Genomic DNA, 23667 nt, shown 5'->3' with positions numbered 1-23667 from the left:
GCGCCCCGCGCGGATTTTCGCCATGTCCCCTCCCAAGATTTGTGTTGTCGGTTCCGCGAACCTGGACCTGAACACGTACACGAACCGGCTCCCCGTCCCGGGAGAAACGCTCCACGCCCACCGGTTCACGATGGGGTACGGGGGCAAGGGCGCGAATCAGGCGGTGATGGCCGCGCGCCTCGGGGCGGACGTCGCACTCGTCGCGCGCGTCGGGAACGATCTGTTCGGCCGCGACATGCTCGCGCACCTCCGCACCGAGAGCATCGGTACCCGACACGTCACGTCAACAGACGGCGTTCCCACCGGTACGGCCGTCATCACGATCGACGACGCGGGGCGCAACACGATCGCGGTGACGCCCGGAGCCAACGGGCTGCTCGCCCCGGCCGATGTGGACGCGGCCCGCGGCGCGATCGAATCGGCTCGCGTGCTCGTGTGCCAGCAGGAAGTTCCGACCGAGGCGAACTCGGCCGCGATGCGAATTGCGGCCGAGTTCGGCGTGCCGGTCGTGTTCAACCCCGCTCCGGCGAGCACGGTGATACCCGCTGAAGTGTACCGGCTCTCGACGGTGTTCTGTCCCAACGAACACGAGGCCGCGGTTCTCACGGGCAAGCCCGTCGGGACGCGGGAAGAAGCCGAGATCGCGGCACGGGAACTGATGGCTCGCGGCGCACAAAACGTCATTGTGACACTCGGTGCCCGCGGGTGCGTGGTCGTGACGGCCCGTGATGTCACCGCGCTCCCGGCGCCGGCGGTCGAGGCGGTGGACACCACCGGTGCGGGTGACGCCTTCATCGGCAGCCTCGCGTTCTTCCTGGCGCGGGGCGATGATTTGGTGACCGCTGCTCAACGCGCGAACCGGATCGCGGCGCTCAGCGTGCAATCCCCGGGAACGCAAACGAGTTTCCCGCGTGCAGTCGATTTGCCCACCGATCTTATGGAATGACGATTCGCCGAACCGCGCGTTCTTGCGCCACATTGGGGGCGGCGGGGCATTATCCTGGGAATCGTTCGCTGATCCCGGGGGGATACATGTCTCAAATTGAGTTCCGGCAGGCCGCTGTGCGACTGCTGCGTGCGGACTTGCAACCGCCTCAACTCACCGACGCGGAACTTCTTGCGCGGTTCGCGGCCACACGCGACGAGTGTGCGTTCGCGGAGTTGGTCGCGCGACACGGTGCGCTGGTTCGTGGCACCGTGCGCCGATGCTTGCGCGACCCGCACACTGTGGAAGATGTGTGCCAGGCGACGTTCCTCGTTCTCGCGGGGAAGGCCGCGACGGTTCAATGGGGGCGCACTGTTGGGCCGTGGTTGCACGCGACCGCGGTGCGGCTCGCCCGTAAAGCGCTCCGGCGCACGCACGCGACCGCGGTGCGGCTCGCCCGTAAAGCGCTCCGGCGCACGCACGCGACCGGGGGCGCGGTACCCGAGGGAATCACTTCGCGGGCGAATGATCCCGTGACCGCGGTCGCGTGGGACGAAGTGTGCCGCACGCTCGATGACGAGTTGGCCGCACTGCCCGACGCACTGCGCGGGCCGCTCGTGCTCTGTTACCTCCAGGGGCGGACCCGCGACGAAGCGGCCCACGCGCTCGGGTGCTCGCTCGCGATGTTGAAACGCCGACTGGAGCGCGGGCGGAACTTGCTCCGCGACCGGCTCGCGCGGCGCGGGATCTCGCTTCCCGCAGTGGGTTTCGGGTTGCTCGCGTGTGACCTCGCGAGCACCGCGGCGACCATCGACGCGGTGACCCGGGCCGCGGTCACGTTTGCCACACACGGAACCGCCCCGCCCGCGATCGCGGTGCTACTCGGAGCATCACGCGGGCTCCAATTCAAGACGGCCACATTTGTTGCGATCGCGGTCGGATTGGTCGTGTGCGGAGTCGCGCTCTCGGCGTTCAGAAATCCCGCGGCCGAGAGTGCCGATGTGCCCAGTGCTCCACCCGCGGTAGCACTCGGGGCAGATGATAAACTCCGCGCGGAGGGGCCGGGCGAAGCCCTTCCACCCGCAGCGCTGATGCGCCTCGGGAGCACTCGGTTGAGAGCGGGGGGCCGCGTCGAGCGGATGGCGTTCTCGCCGGACGGGGCGAAACTCGCGTCGTGGAGCGGCGATTCCCACACCAACGATTCATTGACCATCTGGGACGCGAGGTCGGGGCGGGTGCTGCGCCGGATCGATTTGCCCGGCGCGCGGGTCGATCAGCTCGTGTGGCTCGCTGACGGGCGCGGAATCGCGCTGATTCGTGGCAGTTATGACGACCCGGTTCCGTTGATTTGGGAGTTCACTGACGAAAAGGCCGAGAAGCCAAAACTCGCGACGCGGGAAACTAGGGTTGGTTTTGCGGCCGTCCCCGCGAACCAGCCCCCGAAGGACAACGAGCACGACTCTTGTTACACCATCACCCCGGACGGGAAGACCGTAGCAATCGGCCGCGCCGGGGAACTCGATCGTGACCGCGAAGTTCGGCTCTGTGAGTTGAAAACCGGCGTGAAGGTGGACGCGCTCAAGCCCCTCCGGGCGGCCGCTACGCACCCCGGACCGTGCGGTGAACTGTACTTCACCCCGGACGCGAAGACGCTCGTTGTCTTCACGCGCCCCAAGCACCTCGGCAACAACAAGTTCGAGGCCGAGGTGCTGGTGTCTGTTTGGGACGTTGTCACTGGCGATTCCAAATCGCAGTTCAAAGCTCCGCGCCCGGCAGCTAACGGCAACCAGTCTGCTGTTGCCCTGTCGAATACCACGCTCGCCATCGGTTCGAAGGACGGCAGTTCCAGTTTGTGGGCGCTGCCCACAGGTAAGGGGCAGAAGCTCGCGACCGAGCACAAAGGGCGATGGCGCCTCGGCGTTTTCTCTGCGGCATTTACTTCCGATGGTAAGACGCTCGTTACTGGAGGAGAGGATGAAGCTGCGAAGGTCTGGGACGTCGGAACGGGCAAGCTCTTGCGCACCCTTGCCGGGAACCACACCTGGGTCGAAGTGCTGTCTGTGGCACCGGGCGGCAAGACCCTCGCGTCCGCGGGGCAGAACGGGCTGATCCGATTGTGGGACGTCGCGACCGGGGCTGATGCGTGCCCACAGGCCGGGCACAAAGACGCCGTTTCCGGTGTCGCCTTTGGCCCGGACGGGAAGACCGCGATCACCGGCAGTTGGGACAACACGCTCCGTTGGTGGGACACCACGACGGGGGCGGACCGGCGCTCGATTTCCGTTCGTGGAGGTGTTTGGGGATTTTCTCTCAGCCCGGACGGGAAGACCGTACTGGTTTCGACCGACGACGGAAAGCTCCGAACGTGGGACACCGCGACCGGGCTGGAGAGCACGCCCACGAACCTGCCCGGTGACGTGAAATTCGGTCCGCTTTCCTTCACGCCCGACGGAAAGTACCTGGTCACTTCGTCCGGGCCGAAAGTCACAATCTGGGAGTGGCCCGGGATGAATCTCGCGCGAACGATCGAGCTCCCAAAGCCAAAGGAGATCGTTCCCGAAGACCCGAAGGTTCGTCGCGAGAGTGAGTGCCAAGTTGCTTCCGTTTCGCCCGACGGGAAGTGGCTCGTAACCGTCTCCGCGTGCCACTGGTTGCGGGGACCGGAACGAGGTGACGCCGCTTCGGACGGGGTGGTTGATTTGTGGGACTTCGCCACCGGTAAACGAATTCGTCGGCTGGTGGTGTCTCAGGGCGTGTACCGCTCGGGAGGGTTCACGGCCGACGGTCTGTTCCTGCTGACCGGTGCCGGAGGAACGATTCAGCTCGCGGACGGGCGCGACGGGGAATCGTTCACGGGCGAAATTAACCTGATTGACCCGATCGCCGGGCGCTGGGTACGGGGATTCGACGGCCCGCCGGTACCGAAGACGGTGTCGTTTCGGTACGTGGGTGGCTCGGTGTTCGCGCCGGACGGTCGAACACTCTACGTTTCTTACAACACGGGCGAGATCGTCGCGTTCGAGGTCGCGACGGGCCACCCGCGGCGCACGCTGACCGGGCACCAGGGTTACGTCCCGGTTCTGACTGTCCGCGCGGACGGGTACCAGCTACTTTCGGGCGGTAGGGATGGTATCGCGATGGTGTGGGGCGCAACACTGGCTGGTGCCGCTCCCAAACGCCCCCAACCCCTCGCTGAAGCCGGCGCGGAGAAGCTCTGGGACGTTGCGGGGCGGTCCGATGCGGGCGCGGCGTTCACCGCGCTGTGTGAACTCGCCGCGTCACCCGAGCGCGCGATGGACGTTCTCCGCAAGCACGTGAAGCCCGCGCCCGCGGCCCCGAGTGACGCGGTTCTGGATCGCATTTTCACCGACCTCGGCAGCGAAGAATTCGCCACGCGCGAGAGCGGGGTAAAGGAACTGGCCGAGTACGGCGAATTGGCCGTGCCGGGTGTGCGAAAGCGACTCGAGGGCAAGCCGACGGCGGCGGCCCGGTCGCGTGCGCTCGCGTTCCTCAAAGAGTTCGAGAAGGGGACACTCTCCGCACCCCGCCTCCGTCAAATTCGGGCGGTGGAGTTACTGGAGGGACTGGGTACGCCCGCGGCGCGGAAGTTCCTGACCGAACTCGCTGCGGGGGCGCCCGGCGCGCCTCTCACGCGCGATGCCGCGGCCGCACTGACCCGGCTCGGCAAGCCGTAGTCGCCCAGACGTGTGATTGGGTCGGGGAAGAACACCACGAGCCGGGGCGTCACGCGGACGCCCCGGCTCGTGGTGTATTGAGGGGACGCGGTCCCCGTTCGTTACCGCGCCTTGCGCTCTTTGGGCGCGGGGGCGGTCGGTACGGGGGCCTTCGGCCTCATTTGGTACTCGTACTCGCCGTACTCGGCGGCAAACTTGCCTTTTTCGGTGAGCGCGTAGGTCGCGTCGAACGGGGCGGTCGCGTCCCCGGTCAGGCGCTCGAGGAGGCCGTCTTCGACCAGTTCGGTCAGGAACGAGCCGTCCTTGGTTTTCCGGTTCGGGACCAGGCGCAGGGTGCGCCCGACGGGCGGTTTCTTGCTCCGCTTGACGGTCCGGAGCACTTGCCAATCGAAGTGAGACGTGGGTCGGACGGGCACGGGACGTTCTCCAAGCGAGTCGGATGAGGAAGAAAAGAAAGCGCGGCAGCTCGGGTGGGGACGACTGGCGAATTTATCCGGACGCGATATGAATAGCAAGTATTCGCTTGTCCATAATTCTTACCTGTCGCGGCGGGGCACGTTTCCAAACTCGCTCGTGAGTCCCGCGGGGCGATCAATGCGGGACGCGCCGGTGTTGCCGAAGGGCGAGCGGAAAATTTCGATCTCCTCTTCCGTCTACTCTAGTTCGCTTTGTTCCTCGTGTTGTGGAAATCTAGGACCAAAGAGGCTCCCGGCGGGCGGATTGTGCCGTTTGTGCCGCGCTCGCCGGGGATCGCGATTTGCCGGTTCGGATGGGCGCCGCGGGCGCCCGCTCCCGATCAGCCCCGGGTCAGGAAGTCCCAGCCCTTGCGGTACTCCTTGCTGACGAACTTCGTGGCCGCGTCCGAGTTCGTGAACCGCAGCTTGGCCGCGTCCCACTCGAGCTTCGTGCCCGCGAACCGGACCGCGATGTTGCCCAGCAGCATCGTTTCCGTGAGCTGGGCCGCGTAGTCGAAGTTCGAGGACGCCAGCGCCGGCTTGCCGGCCCGGATCGCGTCCGCCCACTCCTTCTTCATCTGCAGGTCCTCGCCCTTTTCGACCCCCTCCGGGGTCGTCTCCGGCTTCGTGATCTGCAGCCCCTCGAAGTCCTTCTCCGGGGTGAGCCGGAACCGCGCCCCGTAGTCGTTCGGGCTGAACAGCACGCCCTTGTCGCCGACCAGGATCGACCCGCTGTCGGAGAGCTTCTCGCCCTTCTTCAAGAGCTTCGCGAGTAACTCCTCGGGCGGGAGCACGAGCTTCCCGTCGCGCTTGCCCTCGTACCAGTGGAGGGTGCAGGCCGGGGCGCCCCCGCGGGCCGCGAACAGGTACTGGATGTGTGCCCACGCCGGGTACGTTTCGGGGTTGATCTCGCCCGCCTCGGCGGTCACGGCGGTGGGGGCGCCGAGGTTCAGGGCGCGGAACGCCATGTTCGTGGTGTGGCACGCCATGTCGCCCAGCGCGCCGGTGCCGAAGTCCCAGTACCCGCGCCAGTCGTGCGGGTGGTACGCGGGGCGCGGGGAGAAGGCCATCGAGTAGGGGCGCATCGGGGCCGGCCCGATCCACTCCTCCCAGTGAACGTGCTTGGGCAGCGGCGCCTCTTTCGGCCGGGCGACGATGTCCGGGGACTGCTTCCAGTAGTGCGCCGGGCGGTTCGTCCAGACGTGGGCCTCGCGGATCGCGCCGAGGGTGCCGGCGTGGACCAGTTCCACGGCCCGGCGCAGCCCGTTGAGCGCGGACCCCTGGTTGCCCATCTGGGTACACACCTTCTGCTTCGCGGCGACCTCGCGCATCAGGCGCGCCTCGAAGACCGTGTGCGTGAGCGGCTTCTGGCAGTACACGTGCTTGCCGGCCCGCATCGCGAGCACCGCGGCCGGGGCGTGGGAGTGGTCCGCGGTCGAAACGGTGACGGCGTCAATGTCCTTGGCCATTTCCTCGATCAGCTTGCGGTAGTCGAAGTACTTCTTCGCGCTCGGCCACATCGCGGCGCGGCTGTTCAGGCGCTCGTCGTCGATGTCGCAGAGCGCGACGACTTCCATGAACTTGCCGGCCTGTTCGATGTCGCCCGACCCCTTACCGCCGACGCCGATCCCGGCGACGCGGAGCTTCTCGTTGGCGCCGAACGCGCGCCGGACGGAGTACGTGGGACCGGTGAACAGGTAGCCGAGGGTGCCGGCGGTTCCGATCTGAAGCGCGCGGCGACGAGTTACTTTTGGGGGCACGTTGCGGACTCCATTAACAGGCAGGGAAAGGGCGGGCGCCACTGAGGGTAGCCGCCCGGCGGGGAGGTGTCCACAGTGCGGTTCCGCGTTCGTGGGGGAAGTGCGGGCACCCAACGAAACGACCCGCGGCACCGGGCCGCGGGTCGAGTCGGGATCGGTGGGCCCTGATCGAGTTACTTGGGCGGGTTAGCCGGGACGGGAGCGGGGAGGGGAACCGCAGGGGCCGCGGGCAGAGCGACGCCCGGTAAGATCCGCACGGGGGCCGGGGCGACCATGACGCCGCCCGCACCGGCGCGCACGACCGCGGTGCTCGTACCCATCCACGGGCGGTTGATCGTGTACTTGATCGGCTCGCCCGTCAGTTTCTTCCACGATTCCTTCTGCTCGTCGGTCAGGATCGCCAGAGCCCGCTTCATCCCTTCGGCCCGCCCTTCCTTGGCGATCGAATCGACGTCGAACGAGGAGACCGCGACAAAGTTCCCGAGCCCGACCTGGACCGGCTTCTGGAACGCCTGCTGGATCTCGTCCGCGGTCTGTTGGACGTTCGCGGCGAACTGTTCCTTCTGCTTCGGGGTCAGGTCGAGCGCCTTCGCGACGGGGGCGGAGGTGAACGCCTCGTGCCCGCGGGACTGGAGGTCGATCTCGCGGAGCCGGGCGCGCTGGGCGACCGTGAGCATCTTCGTGACGGCTTCCGCCGTGGCCTTGCGCATCTCCTTTTCGCCGGCCTCTTGTGCGTCCTTGAACATCTGGTTGATGGCCTCACCGTTCACGTTCCCGCCGTTCGCGTTCACCTTGATTTGCATCATCGCTTCCTGGGTCTTCTTGCGCGACGTCAGGGTTCCGGCTTCGACTGTGTCCATGACGCGGTCGAGTTGGTCGATGTCGCACTTGATGTCCTTGAGCACCTTGCGGTTCAGGAGCAACTGGCCGTCCACGTCGGCGAGGGCCTCGTTGAGCGCCTTTTCGTCGAGCGCGGGCGCGGCGGGCGCCTTGGGAACCGGGGCCGCCGCGTGGGTCGGGTCCGCGACCAGGCCGGTCAGCGCGAACGTGGCGCCGAGGGTGACGATGGCGGCGACGGTGACCGTTTGCAGTTTTTTCAGGAACATGCTCTTCAATACTCCTGTCGCGAGTTGGGCAACATTGGGGGACACGGCGGCGGCTGACATCGGGGCCAGTGCGACCGGCACGGTCGCGCGGACCAGGGCCTCGGCGAGGGCGCCCTGGCGTTCGGTCAGGATGACGGCGAGGGCGGCGGTGGAGAGCGCGACGCCGCGGCGCTTCAGGCGCTCGGCGAGCATGCGCCGGCCGCGCGTGAGGCGCGAGGACAGGGTGCCTTCGGAGCACCCGAGCGTGACCGCGACCGCGGAGCGCAAGCGCCCCTCCAGGTCGCACAGGATGATCGGGAGCCGGTAGCGGTCCGGGAGCGCGGCGAGCTCCTGATCGAGGAGTGGTTCGGCATCGGCGCGGGTCGTTTCGGGCGTCATGTCTTCGGCGCTCCGTGCGGGAACCCGCTTCTCGACTTCGGCGCGCCGGGCGGCGCGGTGCCGCGCCTTCAGCGCGGTTTTTTGGGCCACCCCGTGCAACCACGCCGCGAGGCGGTTCCGCGGCGACACCGAAGTGGCCTTGTACGCGAGCACCAGGAACGTGGCTTGGAAGGCGTCTTCCGCGTCGTGGGTGTTTCGCAGCACCCGGCGGCACACGGCGAGCACCATCGGCCCGTGCCGGCGCACGAGCACTTCAAACGCGGCGGCGTCGCGCGCGGTGACGAACCGGTCGAGGAGGTCGGCGTCGCTCGTGGCGCTTTGCACCGCGAGCGCGGTCGTCCGCAACCGGGGGATCACACCGGCCAGCGATCCGAGTGCCATTCGCGCTCCTTGGCGGAGGTGGGTTCGGGAGACCGGACCGCCCGGTTCCGCCGCGTTTACCAATGTCTTTCCGCGCCGCGGCGAAAACCGTGCATGAAAACTGTAACAGTCGCGTTCCGGGACCGAAACAGCGATCGGCCCCGGTTCGCCCGGAGCCGCGTGTGCGAATAGAACGGTGAGAGTCTTTTGAGCGGCGCAAGTGATATTGAGCCACACGGGAAACCGTGTCGGTAATCGCCCCGACGTGCCCGGGGCACGAGTGCCTGATTTTCGCGCTACGGGAAGGACGAAGTGCCTATGGCCGCGGCGGCTGTTCTGCTGTTCCTCGTCATGGACCCGCTCGGGAACATTCCGTTTTTCCTCGCCGCGCTCAAGCACGTGGACCCGGCGCGCCAGAGTCGCGTGATCTTCCGTGAATTGGTGATCGCGTTCCTGGTCATGGTCGGGTTTCTCTTCACCGGTCAGTTCCTGATCGCCGCGATGCGAATCTCCGAACCGGCGCTGTCTATTTCTGGCGGCGTGATCCTGTTCCTGATCGCGATCAAGATGGTGTTCCCAACCCCGGCCAACAGCCTGCACGAAGAAGTGGACGGCGAGCCGTTCATTGTGCCGCTGGCGATCCCCTATGTTGCGGGACCATCGGTGCTCGCGGTCGAACTGCTCCTAATGAGCCGCGAACCGAACCGGTGGGCGGAGTGGCTCGGCGCGGTTACGATCGCGTGGTTCGGGGTGGCGGTGATTGTGTTCCTCGGCGCGCGGTTGCGGTCGTACCTGGGCCAAAAGGGGCTGACCGCACTGGAGCGCCTCATGGGGATGGTGCTGGTCGCGATCGCGGTTCAGATGTTCCTGACTGGGATCGAACGGTTCATCGTGCAGATGCAACCCGCCCCGGCCGCGCTGCGTTCGGTTCCCGCCGATGCGCTCGCCCCGGGCTTCCGGGAGCGGGCTTCCTGACCGTCACCTCCACATCTTAATGCGCGCTGAACGGCACTGCGAACCCGCCTACGGGTGCCGCGTGTCGGTGTATCATGGTCGTGGCGCGAAGCGGTTCGTCCGCGAGTTGAGGTCGGGATTCGCCGTCCCCCTCGGCTCAGTCGCGCGCTCTTGTGAGGCCATTGCTGTCCTCACCGGCCGGCTTACACCGGCCGTTCGCCTCAACCATCGGCAATCCGCCAATTTTTCAAATGGAGTAACGAGAACGCGAATTCGAGAAAGTCCCGTCTTTGTTGGATCGAGCCACGCAGTTTTCTCCCATTCACTTCACACACGAGCGAGGCTGAAATGCTGAATTCACAGACTTTCTACAATTCGCGCCCGGACGGTTTCGGTGTTCTCGAAGTCGCCAGTGATCCATCGGCGCCAGACGCGCCGCGGAAGTTCGTTCCGCTGATGCGCACCGCGTTGACCGGGACCGTAACCGGGCCGCTTGCGACCCTCACGCTCGCGCAAAATTTTGCGCTACCGGATCAATCGACCGATATCCTCGAAGCACTGTACCGCTTCCCGTTGCCGGGCGACGCGGCCGTGACCGGCGTTCGCGTGCGGTTCGGCGACGTCGAGATTCGCACCACGCTGAAAGCGCGCGAAGCCGCCGAAACGGACTACAAGGAAGCCAAGCGTGCGGGGCGCCAGGCGGCCCTCGTCACGCGGGAATCACCGGACGTGTTCACGCTCGCGGTGGCCGGCATCCGGGCCGGTCAGGACATCGTCGTTCAGACCGATTACGTGCAGGTCGCGAAGGTCGAGGGGGCGGGGTGGGCGCTGCGCGTGCCGTTGACCACCGCGCCGCGATACGTTCGCGCGGACGAGGCCGACTCGCGCCACGCGGACGGGCAACCGCTCGCTGTGTTGCGCGACCCGGGCCACCGGTTCGCACTCGATCTCACAGTTCGCGAAGCCGAGCGCATTGCCAGCCCCACGCACGCACTTGCGGTGGAGGGAGACCGCGTTCGGTTACGGGAAGGGGAAGCGCTTCCGGACCGCGACTGCGTCATTTCGTGGGGCGCGAAGACAGAAGACGCGCAACCCGCATTGCGGACGTGGGTTCACGCCGATCCCGCGACCGAGAAAGCGTACTTCCTGGCGCTGTGCGCGCCGCCGAAGTTCGCGAGCGCGAAGAAGATCCCGCGCGAGGTGGTGCTGCTCGTGGACCACTCCGGTTCGATGAGGGGAGCGAAGTGGGAGGCCGCGGACTGGGCTGTTGAGCGCTTCCTGGCGGGGATGAGTGAGCACGATTCGTTCGCACTGGGGCTGTTTCACGATACCACCAAGTGGTTCGCTGAGCGCCCGCGCAAAGCGACCCCGGACGTGGTGCGCGAGGCGGTCGCATTTTTGAAGACGAATCACGATAGCGGTGGAACCGAACTCGGTGTCGCGCTGGAACAGGCGCTCGACCGCGCGCGGGTCGCGGACACGCCTTCGCGTCACGTACTCATTCTCACCGATGCAGAAGTGAGTGATGCGGGCCGCGTGCTACGTCTGGCGGACCTTGAATCGGAGAAACCCAACCGGCGCCGAGTGAGCGTGTTGTGCATCGACGCGGCGCCGAACGCCGCGCTCGCGTCCGAACTGGCTGAGCGAGGGGGTGGGGTGTCGCGCTTCCTGACGAGCAGCCCGGACGAAGACGACGTGACGACCGCACTCGACGAAGTGCTCGCGGACTGGTCCGCTCCTGTGCTCACCGGCCTCACGCTCGAAGTGAACCGCGTGCGCGCGGAGGCGACCGGGCGCACGGTCGCGCTCGTCGTTCCTGGACCTGCCAGTGCAGTCGATATCGGCGACCTTCCTGCCGGGCGCCCGGTGTGGGTCGTCGGCCGGGTGCCGTTGGACGGTGATCCGCTGTCGTTCCGATTGCGAACGGGCGCGGAAGTCGCTGCCGAAGTTCGCGCCGATGCCGGCCGTGCGACGTCGGGTCTGAAGGCGCTCTTCGGTGCGGACCGCGTGCGCCGGCTCGAATACGTGATGACCGGCGGGACGAGCGGCGACAAACTCCGTGCGGAGCTCGCGCGCCTCAGTTATGACGCCGCGGATGTGGGCGAAGAGAAGGTCTTTGCGGAAAACGCCCGCGACACGGCCACGAAGTACGTGCGCGAATTGCTCGTGCGCGAGTCGCTCGCGGCTGGGGTGCCGAGTTCGGAGACGGCGTTCGTCGCGGTGCGCACGGAAGCGGGGCAGCCTGTCACGGGAACGGTCGCGGTGGCGAACGGACTCCCGGCAGGGTGGTCGGAGCCCCGGTTCGGCAGTGCGGGCGGGGCGGCGTTTTTCTCGGCACTGATGGCCTCACCTTCTTCAGTAGCATCTGTGGATTCGATGCTAATGGACTTTGACGGCAGTGATGACCTCGACAACGATGACGATGGAAACACGACAACGGATTTCGATCCGTTGGAGCGGCAGCGCGGGATCAACGTCCCGATTCCGCCTGCAGCGCCCAAATTCCTTTATCGCAAAGCAGCTCCGCCCCCGCCGTCGGTGAAGGTTCCCGCTCCACAAGTTCCGCGCCCGGGGAAGGCGCCTCCGCTATCGCGCGACATCCGCGTCAACGTGAAGGCGGGGCAACACGTGCCGGCCGACGGCGTAGTGCTGTACGATTCCGCGACCGGGGGCGAAGGGCAACTGACGTTCCTCGCGGTCACGTTTGGCGACAAGGCGCTAACAGCCGATCAACTCGACCCGGAGCTGACGTTGTTGCTCTTCGTTGGCGATCTTGCGAGTCCACGAGCGCGGGTGAAACTGGTCGACGTGCTGCGCCAGGGCGGGCGTCGACCGCTGAACGTGCGCCGCGCTGCGAACCAGCCGGTTCGCCTCGCGCTGGAAGACCCCGCCGGTGCGTGGACGTCCGGCGTGCCCGCGCTGGAGATCGTGCTGGGGTGGAAGGATTAGTGTCGGTCTGAGTGTAGTCCGCTCGCTCCGCGAGCGGTGTTTGGATTTCCTGTTAGTGAGCCTGCGCTTTGCTGTGTTGAAATCATGGTGTGAGCGAACGGCGCGGCGTAAGCCCGCCGGTGGTTTTTAGGCACTACCGGCGGGCTTACGCCGTGCCGTTCGCTAGGTTTCAACACAACAACTGCGCTTCTGAGTGTAGTCCGCTCGCTCCGCGAGCGGTGCGTGGGCTTCCTGATAACGGATTTGCCTGTAGTCCGTGGTTGCCGACCGCTCGCGGAGCGAGCGGACTACACTCAAGAAGGATCGGTGGCGCTTCCGTGGACAGCAGCCGCGATCACGATCCGGGCACACGCTTCCGCGTCGGAACCGGCGTTGTGGTGGATGAGGCCGATCCCGAGGCGCCGACACACGGCGGGCAGGTTCGCGGGCTTGAGTGCCCACTTCCGGCGCGCGAGCTGAACCGTGCAGACGAAGGGAAGGGGAGGGGCAACCAACTCGGCCGCGGCACAGCACGCGGACAGCACGCGCCGGTCGAACGGTGCGTTGTGCGCGGCAAGAAAGGTCGCCCCTTCGAGCACCGGTGCGATCTTCGCCCACACGTCTTTGAAGACTGGCGCGCTTTTGACCATCGGCCAAGTGATGCCGTGAACGTAGGTGAAGAGAATCCGCTCGCGCGGCGGGCGGATCAGCACGGCCTCGCGGTGAACGATCTTCGAGTTTTCCACCCGAACCACCCCCACCGCGCAGGCGCTATCGGGACCGTTGTCCGCGGTCTCGAAGTCGATCGCGACGAACGGGCCGTCGAGCGGCAAAGGGGGAGCGGTCGGCTTTTTGCGGCGCGGGGGCATGGGTTCGTCCTGTGCCATTGCCGTTAGTATACGCCCTTTCCTCGCGATCGCCTCCAGAGCGAAGCCCGATTCCACCCGCGCTCGCGCCTCAGATCCGCCGCACTTGAGCTTGTCCCGCTCCCCGCGGCTGCGTATAGAGTGCCGTCCCCGCGGCGGGCGCGAATCGCCCGGTCTGCCGCCTCACGGCAAGGATGCCGCCTGATGCTTCGTTCCGTGCTCGTACTCGCCCTCGCGGGCGCTGCTTTCGCTGCGCGCTTCACGTCCGCTGCCGATTCACAACCGGACCCGGTCGAGAAGCAGATCGCGGTGCAAAAGGCGATGGCCGATGCCCGCAAGTACCTTGATGTGAGTATGCCCGCGGAAGCGGTCGCGGCGCTGGAAAAGGAAATCTCCAACGCGGACGGCAACAAGGCGTTCCTCACGCTGCTCCGCGAATCCTATCTCGCCGAACTCTACCGGCTCGAGAAAGCACCGGCCGCGGAACCGGAACGCATCGCACAAACGCGCCGCAAGCTCACGCTGCTCGGCGGCGAAGTGAAGCCGGCTCCGGTACCAGTGACTCCCGCGCCGCCCGCAGTGCCGATGGTCCCCACAACATTGCCGGAACCGAACCTCGGCTCGTCGGTGGTCGCACCCGTTGTGGAACCGGTAGCGGCGCCCACAATCGCACCGGCGAGCGATTTCGCCGCGGACGCGGTAGCTGCGTTCAAGAAGGGCCGCTACGCGGACGCGGATCGGCTTTTCGCTTCGACCGGCGCGGCCAAGCTGACCGCGGAGCAGAAGGCGGCGTGGGCGTACTGCCGCATCAAACTCTCGGCGGACCGCGTGAACGCGCCCGCGTGTGACGCCACGACCGCTGCCGGCGCGGTGCAGGACGTGACCGAAGCACTTCAACTGGTTCCGCTGAACGCAGAACTTCAGAAAGTCGGCCAGCAGTTGTTGAAGGCGGCCCAAGCTAAAGCCGGTAGCGCGAAGGCTGTTGCCCCCGTCGTTGCGAACGGCGACGTGGTGGAGACGGCGAGCTTCCGCGTGCATCACGGCGGTGACCGTACCCTCGGCGAGTCGGTGGCGACCGCAGCAGAAGCCGGGCGTAAGCAGATTTTCGAGCGGTGGTCCGGTCCCCCCGGTGGGGCGTGGCAGCCGAAGTGCGACATCGTGATTCACGCGACCGCCGAGGCCTACGCGAAGGCCACGGGCAAGCCCGCCGCGATGACGGGGCACGCCAGCGTCAGTCTCACCAACAAGCGCGCGACGGCTCGCCGAATCGACCTTCGCGCGGACGACCCCGTGCTCGTCCCGAACGCACTGCCCCGGGAGCTGACGCACGTGGTCCTCGCGGACCTGTTCGCGGACAAGCCGCCGCCGAAGTGGGCCGAAGAGGGGATGGCGATTCTGGCCGGTTCGCCGGAAGAGATCAGCCGGTACACGCGGACGCTCCCGCGCTGTGCCCGTGAAGGTGAATTGCGGGCCCTCACCACGCTCTTCGACCTGAACGACTTCCCCGCGGAGAAGATCACCGGCTACTACTGCCAGAGTGTGAGCGTGACGGAGCACCTGATTAAGCTGAAGGGCGAGCAGAACTTCAAAATCTTCCTGAGCGACACCCAGCGATACGGTACCGCACAAGCCCTGAAGCGACAGTACAACATCGAAAGCCCGCAAGCGCTCGAAGCGGCCTGGAAGGGCGCGAATCTGGAATCGGCTCGCGGACAGGCACCGTGAGCCGGAGAGAAGGAAAAAGAGCCACAGATAACGCGGATCGCGCGGATCAAAACCGAAGAACGTGTTGAAACATCAATACCCTGTCTTCTGCCTTGATCCGTGTAATCCGCGTTATCTGTGGCTCTTTTTGGGGCGTACCTATGACCGCGGACGATGTGATTCGCCTGTTGCAGCTTCAACCGCACCCGGTCGAGGGCGGGTTCTTCCGCGAAACGTACCGCTCCCCCGCGACGCTCCCGGCGTCCGCGTTGCCCGCGCACAACGCGGACCGCAGCGTGTCCACCGCGATCTACTATCTGCTCAAGCCGGGGCACGTCTCCGAACTGCACGTGCTCCCGGGCGATGAGGTGTTCCACTTCTATCTCGGGGCGCCGGTGCGCATGCTGCAGTTGTGGCCCGACGGCAGCGGACGCGAGGTGGTTCTCGGTGCCGACATCGCGGTGGGGCAAGTTCCGCAAGCGGTGGTGCCCGGCGGTGTGTGGCAGGGCACGCACCTGATAGGCGACAGCGGTTTCGCGCTACTCGGCTGCACCGTCGCGCCCGGCTTCGACTACGCGGACTACCAGAGCGCGTCGCGGGCCGAACTCACCGCGAAGTGGCCCGCGTTCACGGACGCGATTCAGAAGCTCACGCCGCGCGGTTAGCGCACCCTTTGCTACAAGGTCTTCAGGTACTCGATCACCTGGGCGCGTTGTTCGGCCGTGAGGTCGTCGCCGTAGATGTGGCCGGCGCTGCTACGACCCGGTTTCGACGTGTCGTAAATCTTGCGCGCCTCGTGCGGTGAAAGTTTCTCGCTCGGCGGGTCGCGCAGTTCGGTCACCTTCCAACCCACTTTCACCTTGTCGTAAGCGGCTTCGTCCGTTTTGAAGCTCCGCGTGTAGCGCTTCGGGCGCGCCTTAGAACTCAGCACGCCATCGAGGGTGGGCACGCTGCCGTTGTGGAAGTACGGGGCCGTGGCCCAGATGCCATCGAGTGGCGGGGCCTGGTAGCCCGCGGTTGCGCGCAGTGGGAGCCCGCCCACGAACCAGCCGTTCTTCTCCTTCCCGAACCACGACGCGGAGTATTCCTTACCGTAGGCCACATCGATACCTTTGTGTCGGGTCGGGTCGGTGCCGATCTCATCGAGCGGGATCACCTTGTTGGGGTACGTCCACTTCTCGCCGTAAGTACCGTGGCACGCCGCGCAGTTCTGGTTGAAGAGCACTTTCCCCTTCGCCGCTTTCGGTTCGTCGACCGGGTACGGGTACTTCGGCGGTTCGAGGTTGATGAGATACTGCTGAATGTCGCGGAAGGCCGGTTCGTGCTTCTCGAAGTCCTTCGGCATCGTGAGCGGGTGCATCATGAACTGCATGAGCGTGCGCACGGAACGCGAGTCGGTCGCGCCCGTGTGGTAGATGGTTTTCTTCTTCTTCATGAGCCACCAGGCCGGCACGTCCTCGCACAGATCGTCCCGCAGTCCGAGTTCCTTTCGCGGCGTGCGCATTGTCAGGTCCGGGTTGCGGAACCCGAGCAAGTACACGCCGAACCCACCCGCTTCACTGGTGCCGCGGACGTTCGAGAACGTGAACGGCAGGTTCCCGCTGAGCCCATCGACCTTCGCCAGATCCTCGAAGAGCGTCTGCACGTCGAGGGAGGTGTTCCCGAGGCCGACGGTGCTCTTACCATCAATCGAACCCGCGTGGCACAACATGCAGTCGATCCCGACGCCGGTGCTCAGCACGCGGCTCGCTTTGCGCAGGCCCATCGGCAGTCCGTCGTTCGGGTAGGGGGCGGTGTGCAACCCGTAGCGCTCGAGGACGGCCGCGGTGTAATTCGCGGGCTTTTCGGTGACGCCCCACTGCTTCCACGCATTCGGGATGGCGTTCTGCGTCCAGAACGCGGGGATGAACGCGGTCTGCGTGAGCGCCTTATAGCCTTTCTCGGCTTGGCTAATCTGCTCAGTGGAACCCGAGCTTTTGCCCGCGACCGGAAGCTCCTTCTCGGTTGCGAACGTGGGACCACAAGTGACGAGTAGCGCGAGTGTGGCGAACAATCGTGTCATCGGACCGTCCTCTTGGGGCGCCAATTATTCGCCATCATACCCGCTGTGGATTCCTTCTCCAATGAAACCGCGATCGCGCTCGAACACCAAACCGGGTACTTGAGGGAAATTCGCGAAAGTAGTTCCCCTCGGCGCAAGAGGTCGGCGTAACCGCGTACCGGAAGTGTAAGCGGTGTGGAAAGTGACGCAACGCGAGACACGAAAGAACAACCAGAACCTCACCTTGTGACGAGCCCAATCATGATTCGCTCGAGCCTAATTGCCCTGGCCGCCCCGGTCGCAATTGTCGCCACGATGTTCAGCCCCGGCGCGGCCGAAGCCGCCAACCGGTTCGCCGTGACCGGTATCGAGAACAAGAGCACGCACACGATCACGTACAGCTACAAGTGGGGCAACGACCCCTGGCACACTGCCACCCTGAAGCCGGGCGAGAACCGGCTCCACTGGTGGACCTACGACAAGGCCAACGAGAACCACTCCCCGGACTTCCACGTCCGCTTCGACTCCGAGTTCGACCCGAAGCAGAAGCCGTTCTTCATCGCGTACAAACTCAAGCGGAGCGCGGCCCCGGCTCACGACTGGGAAGACGCCCACAAGTACGTGTTCAAGAACGACGGGAACAAGTTCTTCGTGGACCTCTACGAGAAGAAGTAACGGCCCGATTACATGGCGAACGGCCGGTGTCAGTCGGCCGGTGAGGGCTACCCCGTTTGCACATCTGCGAAGTACGGCCACTCTGCTCATGCTGCTTGCACCGGCCGTTCGCCCAAAAGAACCCCAGCCACGGCTGGGGTTCTTTCGTTTTCCGAGTTTCGGGCGTTGCCCCGTTCCCGCGGTCGGCCTTGCGACGGGCTTTCTCGATCTGTTAGAGTCGCACGCGGGGGATTCACATGCGTTGCATTGTTACTGGCGCGGCCGGGTTCATCGGCTCGCATTTGTGCGAGCGCCTGCTCGCGGACGGCCACGCGGTCACCGGGATCGACTGCTTTACCGACTACTACCCGCGCGCCATTAAAGAGCGGAACCTCGCGAGTTTCCGCGCGCACCCGCAGTTCACGTTGCGCGAACTCGATCTCTCGCAGGGCGTTCCCGCGGACGTCGCGGCCGGGGCCGAGTGGGTGTTTCATCTCGCGGCGATGGCGGGCCTGACCCGCAGTTGGCTCGACTTCGACAGCTACAACAAACACAACCTGACCGCGACCCATCGCTTGCTGGAAGCGCTCAAGGGCTCGCCGACGCTGAAGCGCATCATCTACGCGAGCACGTCGTCGGTGTACGGCAAGTACGCGAGCGGCGACGAGGCGCTTCCCACGCGCCCGGGTTCGCCCTACGGCATCACGAAGCTCGCGTCGGAGCAGTTGTGCCGCGTGTACGGCGACGAGTTCGGCGTACCGGCCGTGGTGCTGCGGTACTTCAGCGTGTACGGCCCGCGCCAGCGCCCGGAGATGGGCTACCACCTGTTCATCAACGCGATCCTGCAGGGCAAGCCGATCAAACTCACGGGCGACGGGCTCCAGGTCCGCGGGAACACGTACATTTCGGACTGCGTGGAAGCCACGATCCGCGCGACGCAGGCGATGCCGGGCGAGGTCTTCAACCTCGGCGGCGGCGAACTGGTGACGGTCCTCGAAGTGTTCAAGAAGCTCGAACGCATCATCGGGAAGCCCGCGATCATCGAGCGCCACCCGCCGCGCCCGGGCGACCAACTGGCAACCGGTGCGGACGTGACCAAGCTCTTTCGCCACCTCGGATGGAAGCCGACAACGAGCATTGATGAGGGCTTGGCCAAGCAGGTGGAGTGGCAGAAAACTTTGAATTAGCCGCGGATCAACGCTGATAACACGGATCAAGATAGAAGACCTTTTGACAGGATTACCGAAGCAACAAGATCCAAGAGATTGAATCCTGTCGATCCTGTTCATCCTGTCTGATTTTCTTCTCTGATCCGTGTTTTCTGCGTTGATCCGTGGCTACTCTTTGTCTTTTTCGAGAGGGCACGGATGCTCGACACCTTGAACCGACACCTGATACACCCGTTCATGGCATGGCGGGAGGGGCGCCCGCACTTGCGGCACCTCGACACGCTTCAGAAGACACAGTTCGACGCGCCAGAGGTCATTCGCGCGCGACAGTTGGAAGCACTTCAGGCGCAACTCAAACACGCCTGGGACACGGTGCCGTATTACCGCGCTTCGTGGACCCAGGCGGGCGTTCACCCGGCGGACGTGCGCGAGCTGGCGGACCTCGAAGCGTTCCCGATCGTCACAAAGGCCGATATCCGCCGGCACAACCGGGCACTGGTGTCGTCGGCGTTCGATATCACGAAGCTCCGGGAGAAGCGCACGAGCGGGTCCACCGGTGTGCCGCTCACGATCTACTGCGACGAGCCCGCGATGCAGTGGAAGGCCGCGTGTACCATCCGCTCGGACGAGTGGAGCGGCTACCGCTTGGGGCAGCGCGTCGCGAAGGTGTGGGGGAACCCGGAGTACCGGCAATTCGGGCTGAAGGGGCGGCTGCGTAACTACTTCCTCGATCGCGCCGTGTACCTCGACACCCTCGACTTGAACGACCAGCGGATCGCCGAGTTCACAAAGGCCATTTGCCGGCACCGCCCGGGGCTGATCTTCGGGCACGCGCACTCGCTGTACCTGCTCGCGTGCGCGCTGAAGAAGGCGCGCGTGTTCGACGTGCGGCCTAATGGCATCATCTCCACCGCGATGATTCTTCACGACTGGCAGCGGGCCGTCATCGAAGAGGTGCTCGGCTGCAGGGTCACGAACCGCTACGGGTGCGAGGAAGTGAGCCTCATCGCGAGCGAGTGCGAGGAGCACAACGGGCTGCACATCAACGCCGATTCGGTTTACGCGGAAGTGCCGAGCGACGGCAAGTTGCTCGTGACCGACCTGAGCAACCGGGGGATGCCGCTCATCCGCTATCAGGTCGGCGACGTCGTGGTGCCCTCGACCCGTGCGTGCAAGTGCGGGCGCGGGCTGCCGATGATCGAGCGCGTCGAGGGGCGCGACGCGGACTACGTGCTCACCCCGGCCGGGCACCTCATCTCCGGCATCTCGCTCACCGAGAACTTCGCGGTACTCATCCCGGGTACGGCCCAGGTCCAGATCGTGCAGGAGTCGATCACGCAGTTGCGCATCCGGCTCGTCGCGGACGATGCGTTCAACACGTCGAGCCGCCAGAAGATCGCGGACCTGGTGCGCGACACGTTCGGCGACACGGTGACGCACGACGTGGAACTCGTGGACGCGATCCCGCAGGAGCCGAGCGGGAAGTACCGGTTCTGCATCTCGAAGGTCGCCCGCGACCACATGGAAGCGATGAGCGCATGAGCGAGGAACCTAACCCCCTAACCCCCTTCCCTAAGAAGGAAGGGGGAACAGAACCAAAGTCAGAAGAGCTTGAACCGGCTTCGGTTTTAAGCCCCTCTCCGTGCTCCGGCCCGCGAGAAGCTCTGCTGACAGGGCCGGAGAGCAAGGGGGGAGAGGTTGGGGAGGGGTTACAGGCACAACCCACCGTCTCCATCGTGATGGCCGCGAAGAACTACGCCCGGTTCCTTCCGGAAGCGGTCGATTCGGTGCTCGCGCAGACCTGCGCCGATTGGGAATTGCTGATTATCGACGACGGGTCTTCCGATGACACGCCGGAGGTAGTGCGGCCGTACCTCGCGGACCGGCGCGTGCGCTACTTCCGGTCCGACACGCTCGGGCAGCCGCGCGCGAAGAACCTCGGCATTGCCCTGAGTCGCGGGCGGTTCGTGGCGTTCCTCGACGCCGACGATGCGTGGGAGTCGACCAAACTCGAAAAACAACTCGCGGTGTTTGCTGCTAAGCCCGAAGTTGGTGTGGTGTACAGCAAACGGGTGTTGATGGACGAGCGGGGCAGGGTACTCCCCGTGAACGTTGGGGGCGCGTTCCCACGCGGGTTCGTTCTGCCTCACATGTTCACGCAGAACTTCGTGTGCTTCTCGTCCGTAGTGGTGAAGCGTGAAGTGTTTGCGCACGTCGGCCGGTTCGATCCCCTGTGGGATCTCTCCATCGACTACGACCTCTGGTTGCGCGTCGCGACGTTCTACCCGTTCGATTTCGTGGACGAAGAACTGGTCCGGTACCGCACCGGCCACGGGAACCTGTCGAAGAAGTTGCGCGACCGCGTAGACACCGCGATGTCCATCATGCACCGCGCCGAGTCGCGGTACGGCGTCGCGGACCACGTCTCGGCACCCGTGATCGCCGACGGGTACGCTTCGACGTGTCAGACGCTCAGCTACGTGATGCGCCCGAGCGACCCGGTCGAATCGCTGCGGTGGTCCGCTCGCGCGCTGAGGTGGCCCGCACGACGAATCGTTTCACTGAAGGGACTGGTGGCCGGGACGCTCGCCGCGCTCCGCGGAGCGCGCGTTCCGGGCTCGCCGGAGAACGCAACCGCGAACTTGTAGGGTGGATCAAAGTTCTGCGCCGGTACACCGTCTTTTGCTCGGGTCACAAGCGAGTGTGGTGGCCTGCGCAAAGCCCTATCCCCACTCTACAAACCACATCTGATCTTCTACTCACCTATAGGTTCGGGCGCTGCGGCGGGTCGGTCGAGCGCTACAGATTTCACATCTTCATCCAATCTACACGTGGCTTGCGCAGCACACGCTGACGCGCACAATCTGTGCTATGCACATTCAAATTCTGATTCAATTTTCGCTCGCTCTTCATCTTCCCGGCCCGCTCCCCTGATACCGTAGTGTTCGCGGAAATATCTGCGCAGCGCTTCGTCGTTCCGACGGGGGATCTGTTCCATGTCCTGTCTCTATTATCGCTCGCTGGCCGGGGCCGTCTTCGCGGTGTGTTTGATCGTGCTGGCGGGTTGTTCGTCCCGGTCGAACAAGGTTCCCATCACGGGTTCGTTGACAGTTGATGGGGAGCCGGGTTCGCTGGCCACGCTCACGTTCTGGCCCGGTGATCCCAACGGCGAGGGCGCGGGAACGGTGTTCACGGACGATAAGGGCAACTTCGTGAGCGGGGATCAAAAGGCGGGCACCGGCTTCGTGCCCGGCGAGTACAAGGTCACCGTGTCCCGGTTCCTCGACCGCCACGGCAAGCCCGCCCAGGTGAGCGGGAAGAAGTCCGAAGCGTCGATGGAAACGCCCGCCAAAGAGTCCATCCCTGCGGCCTACCGCGACCGCAACAACACCCCGCTCTCGATCCAGGTCACTCACGAGTCCGCGACGTTCTCGCTCGAAGTTAAGGCGAAGAAGTAGTTCCGCGCTCCCGACCGCCCCGCCGACCGCTGCCACCGCCTCGCACTCGTACCTACCCCAATTTGGTGAGCCAATGTCAACATCGCGTCGCGCCGGTTTCACGCTGATTGAACTGTTGGTTGTGATCGCGATTATCGCGGTCCTGATCGGGCTCTTGCTCCCGGCCGTGCAAAAGGTCCGCGAGGCCGCGGCCCGCATGAAGTGTACGAACAACCTGAAGCAGATCGGACTGGCCTTCCACAACATCCACACGACCGAAGAGCGGTTCCCGCCCGGCGCGCTGGACAACGGCGCGATGTGGTCGGCGTGGCTCATGCCGTACCTCGAACAGACGGCCATCTACAACGCGATCTGGGTGGTCCCCGAGAGCGGCCACAACGACGACGGGCTCGTCGGGCCGTCGGGCTCGAACGGGAACTGGGCCGTCGGCGGCGGGTCCGGCGCGGCGCTCGCGAACGCCTCGATCACCGGCGCGAGCATCAACGAGCGCAACATCGCGGCGTGCGAGCTGCTGATCCCCGGGCTCCGGTGCCCGTCGTCCACGATCCCCGAGCACTCGTTCAGCCCGAGCTACGAGAACTGGTTCGTCGCCAAGCGGACGCCGATCAGTTACGCAGTGTGCGGGTCCGGCACGCGGACGCAGCTCTACGTCCACACCGACGTTCAGAACCTCGACGGCGCGTTCCAGAGCATCCGCCGGACGACCTGGGGCGGGCGCCTGCGGATGCGGGACTTCACCGACGGCCTCTCGAACACGGTCTTCGTGGGCGAAGAGGAGTACGCACTCAAGGCCTCGTACACCGACGCGGAACTGGACCTCCAGGGCGCCGCGCGCCGCAAGGCGCTCTGGCAGTTCGGCTCCGACAGCATCGACTGCGACTACGGGTTCAACGAGGCGTTCGGCTCGACCGGCGTGAAGCTCAACTACCCGAAGAAAACCATCTCGGACCCGACCGCCGACCTGGAAGCCTACATCGCCAGCTTCGGGAGCCGCCACACCGGTGGGGCCAACTTCATGCTGGGCGACGGGTCCGTCCGCTTCATCCGCGACGGCATCGACCCGGTCACGTACAGCGGGCTCGGTACTCGCGCCGGCGGGGAAGTTCTCGGCGACTACTAGCGTTCGCGTGCCTCGACTTGATATTTTTATGTAGCAATCATCAGTCAATTAATTGCAAACGTGCGGCGCGCCAGCGTTTTTGGGTTGTGCCCTC

At 65.4% G+C, this 23667-nt stretch carries 17 protein-coding genes; 12 read left to right on the top strand and 5 right to left on the bottom strand.

Going from position 1 to position 23667, the window contains the following annotated elements:
• Nucleotides 1–22: 22 nt before the first annotated feature.
• Together rbsK and J8F10_RS38080 are read left to right on the top strand one after the other, a co-directional pair.
• The gene (rbsK, locus tag J8F10_RS38085; protein ID WP_210663696.1) at nt 23–946 is read left to right on the top strand and encodes a ribokinase; all 924 of its coding nucleotides are present in this window, start codon (nt 23–25) and stop codon (nt 944–946) included.
• Between the two features lie 86 nt (nt 947–1032).
• Nucleotides 1033–4620, top strand: coding sequence for a sigma-70 family RNA polymerase sigma factor (locus tag J8F10_RS38080; protein ID WP_210663694.1), 3588 nt, complete (start codon nt 1033–1035; stop codon nt 4618–4620).
• A gap of 101 nt (nt 4621–4721) precedes the next feature.
• On the opposite strand, the gene J8F10_RS38075 is transcribed toward J8F10_RS38080, so the two are convergent.
• The 3 genes from J8F10_RS38075 to J8F10_RS38065 all read right to left on the bottom strand — a co-directional run bounded on the left by J8F10_RS38075 (nt 4722) and on the right by J8F10_RS38065 (nt 8700).
• A complete protein-coding gene (locus J8F10_RS38075) occupies nt 4722–5036 on the bottom strand; it encodes a hypothetical protein (protein ID WP_210663692.1) in 315 nt (104 codons plus the stop codon).
• Nucleotides 5037–5416: 380 nt separating this feature from the next.
• Nucleotides 5417–6835, bottom strand: a complete 1419-nt coding sequence (locus tag J8F10_RS38070; protein WP_210663689.1) for a Gfo/Idh/MocA family protein — start codon at nt 6833–6835, stop codon at nt 5417–5419.
• Nucleotides 6836–7008: 173 nt separating this feature from the next.
• The gene (locus J8F10_RS38065; RefSeq protein WP_210663687.1) at nt 7009–8700 is read right to left on the bottom strand and encodes an RNA polymerase sigma factor; all 1692 of its coding nucleotides are present in this window, start codon (nt 8698–8700) and stop codon (nt 7009–7011) included.
• Between the two features lie 297 nt (nt 8701–8997).
• On the opposite strand from J8F10_RS38065, the gene J8F10_RS38060 reads away from it, so the two are divergent.
• Both J8F10_RS38060 and J8F10_RS38055 read left to right on the top strand, forming a co-directional pair.
• Nucleotides 8998–9654 (top strand): MarC family protein, encoded by a 657-nt coding sequence (locus J8F10_RS38060; protein WP_210663685.1) that lies wholly within the window; start codon nt 8998–9000, stop codon nt 9652–9654.
• Between the two features lie 327 nt (nt 9655–9981).
• On the top strand, nt 9982–12582 hold the full coding sequence (locus J8F10_RS38055; protein ID WP_210663683.1) for a VIT and vWA domain-containing protein: 2601 nt from the start codon (nt 9982–9984) through the stop codon (nt 12580–12582).
• A 293-nt stretch (nt 12583–12875) separates the two neighbouring features.
• Here J8F10_RS38055 and J8F10_RS38050 read toward each other — a convergent pair whose 3' ends face one another.
• The gene (locus J8F10_RS38050) at nt 12876–13430 is read right to left on the bottom strand and encodes a 3'-5' exonuclease (RefSeq protein WP_210663681.1); all 555 of its coding nucleotides are present in this window, start codon (nt 13428–13430) and stop codon (nt 12876–12878) included.
• Between the two features lie 201 nt (nt 13431–13631).
• Between J8F10_RS38050 and J8F10_RS38045 the strand changes: the two genes are divergently transcribed.
• The gene (locus J8F10_RS38045) at nt 13632–15152 is read left to right on the top strand and encodes a hypothetical protein (protein WP_210663679.1); all 1521 of its coding nucleotides are present in this window, start codon (nt 13632–13634) and stop codon (nt 15150–15152) included.
• Between the two features lie 140 nt (nt 15153–15292).
• Entirely contained in the window at nt 15293–15796 is a 504-nt protein-coding gene (locus J8F10_RS38040) for a cupin domain-containing protein (protein WP_210663677.1), read from the top strand.
• Between the two features lie 11 nt (nt 15797–15807).
• Here J8F10_RS38040 and J8F10_RS38035 read toward each other — a convergent pair whose 3' ends face one another.
• The gene (locus J8F10_RS38035; protein WP_210663674.1) at nt 15808–17193 is read right to left on the bottom strand and encodes a c-type cytochrome; all 1386 of its coding nucleotides are present in this window, start codon (nt 17191–17193) and stop codon (nt 15808–15810) included.
• 240 nt (nt 17194–17433) lie between these two features.
• Between J8F10_RS38035 and J8F10_RS38030 the strand changes: the two genes are divergently transcribed.
• From J8F10_RS38030 to J8F10_RS38005, 6 genes are all read left to right on the top strand, one after another.
• Entirely contained in the window at nt 17434–17847 is a 414-nt protein-coding gene (locus J8F10_RS38030) for a hypothetical protein (RefSeq protein ID WP_210663673.1), read from the top strand.
• A 236-nt stretch (nt 17848–18083) separates the two neighbouring features.
• Complete coding sequence (locus J8F10_RS38025) at nt 18084–19013, top strand: NAD-dependent epimerase/dehydratase family protein (RefSeq protein ID WP_210663671.1); 930 nt, start codon at nt 18084–18086, stop codon at nt 19011–19013.
• Nucleotides 19014–19193: 180 nt separating this feature from the next.
• The gene (locus J8F10_RS38020) at nt 19194–20537 is read left to right on the top strand and encodes a phenylacetate--CoA ligase family protein (protein ID WP_210663669.1); all 1344 of its coding nucleotides are present in this window, start codon (nt 19194–19196) and stop codon (nt 20535–20537) included.
• Nucleotides 20534–21643 carry a glycosyltransferase family 2 protein gene (locus J8F10_RS38015; RefSeq protein ID WP_261363269.1) on the top strand — a complete coding sequence of 370 codons (1110 nt, stop codon included), beginning with the start codon at nt 20534–20536 and terminating at the stop codon, nt 21641–21643. Before J8F10_RS38020 ends, J8F10_RS38015 begins: the two co-directional genes overlap by 4 nt.
• A gap of 348 nt (nt 21644–21991) precedes the next feature.
• Nucleotides 21992–22453, top strand: coding sequence for a hypothetical protein (locus tag J8F10_RS38010; RefSeq protein ID WP_210663665.1), 462 nt, complete (start codon nt 21992–21994; stop codon nt 22451–22453).
• A gap of 73 nt (nt 22454–22526) precedes the next feature.
• Complete coding sequence (locus J8F10_RS38005) at nt 22527–23573, top strand: DUF1559 family PulG-like putative transporter (RefSeq protein WP_210663663.1); 1047 nt, start codon at nt 22527–22529, stop codon at nt 23571–23573.
• Nucleotides 23574–23667 lie beyond the last annotated feature (94 nt).

The sequence above is a fragment of the Gemmata palustris genome (assembly GCF_017939745.1).
Taxonomy (GTDB): domain Bacteria; phylum Planctomycetota; class Planctomycetia; order Gemmatales; family Gemmataceae; genus Gemmata; species Gemmata palustris.
This window is presented reverse-complemented; position numbering and strand designations above follow the sequence as displayed.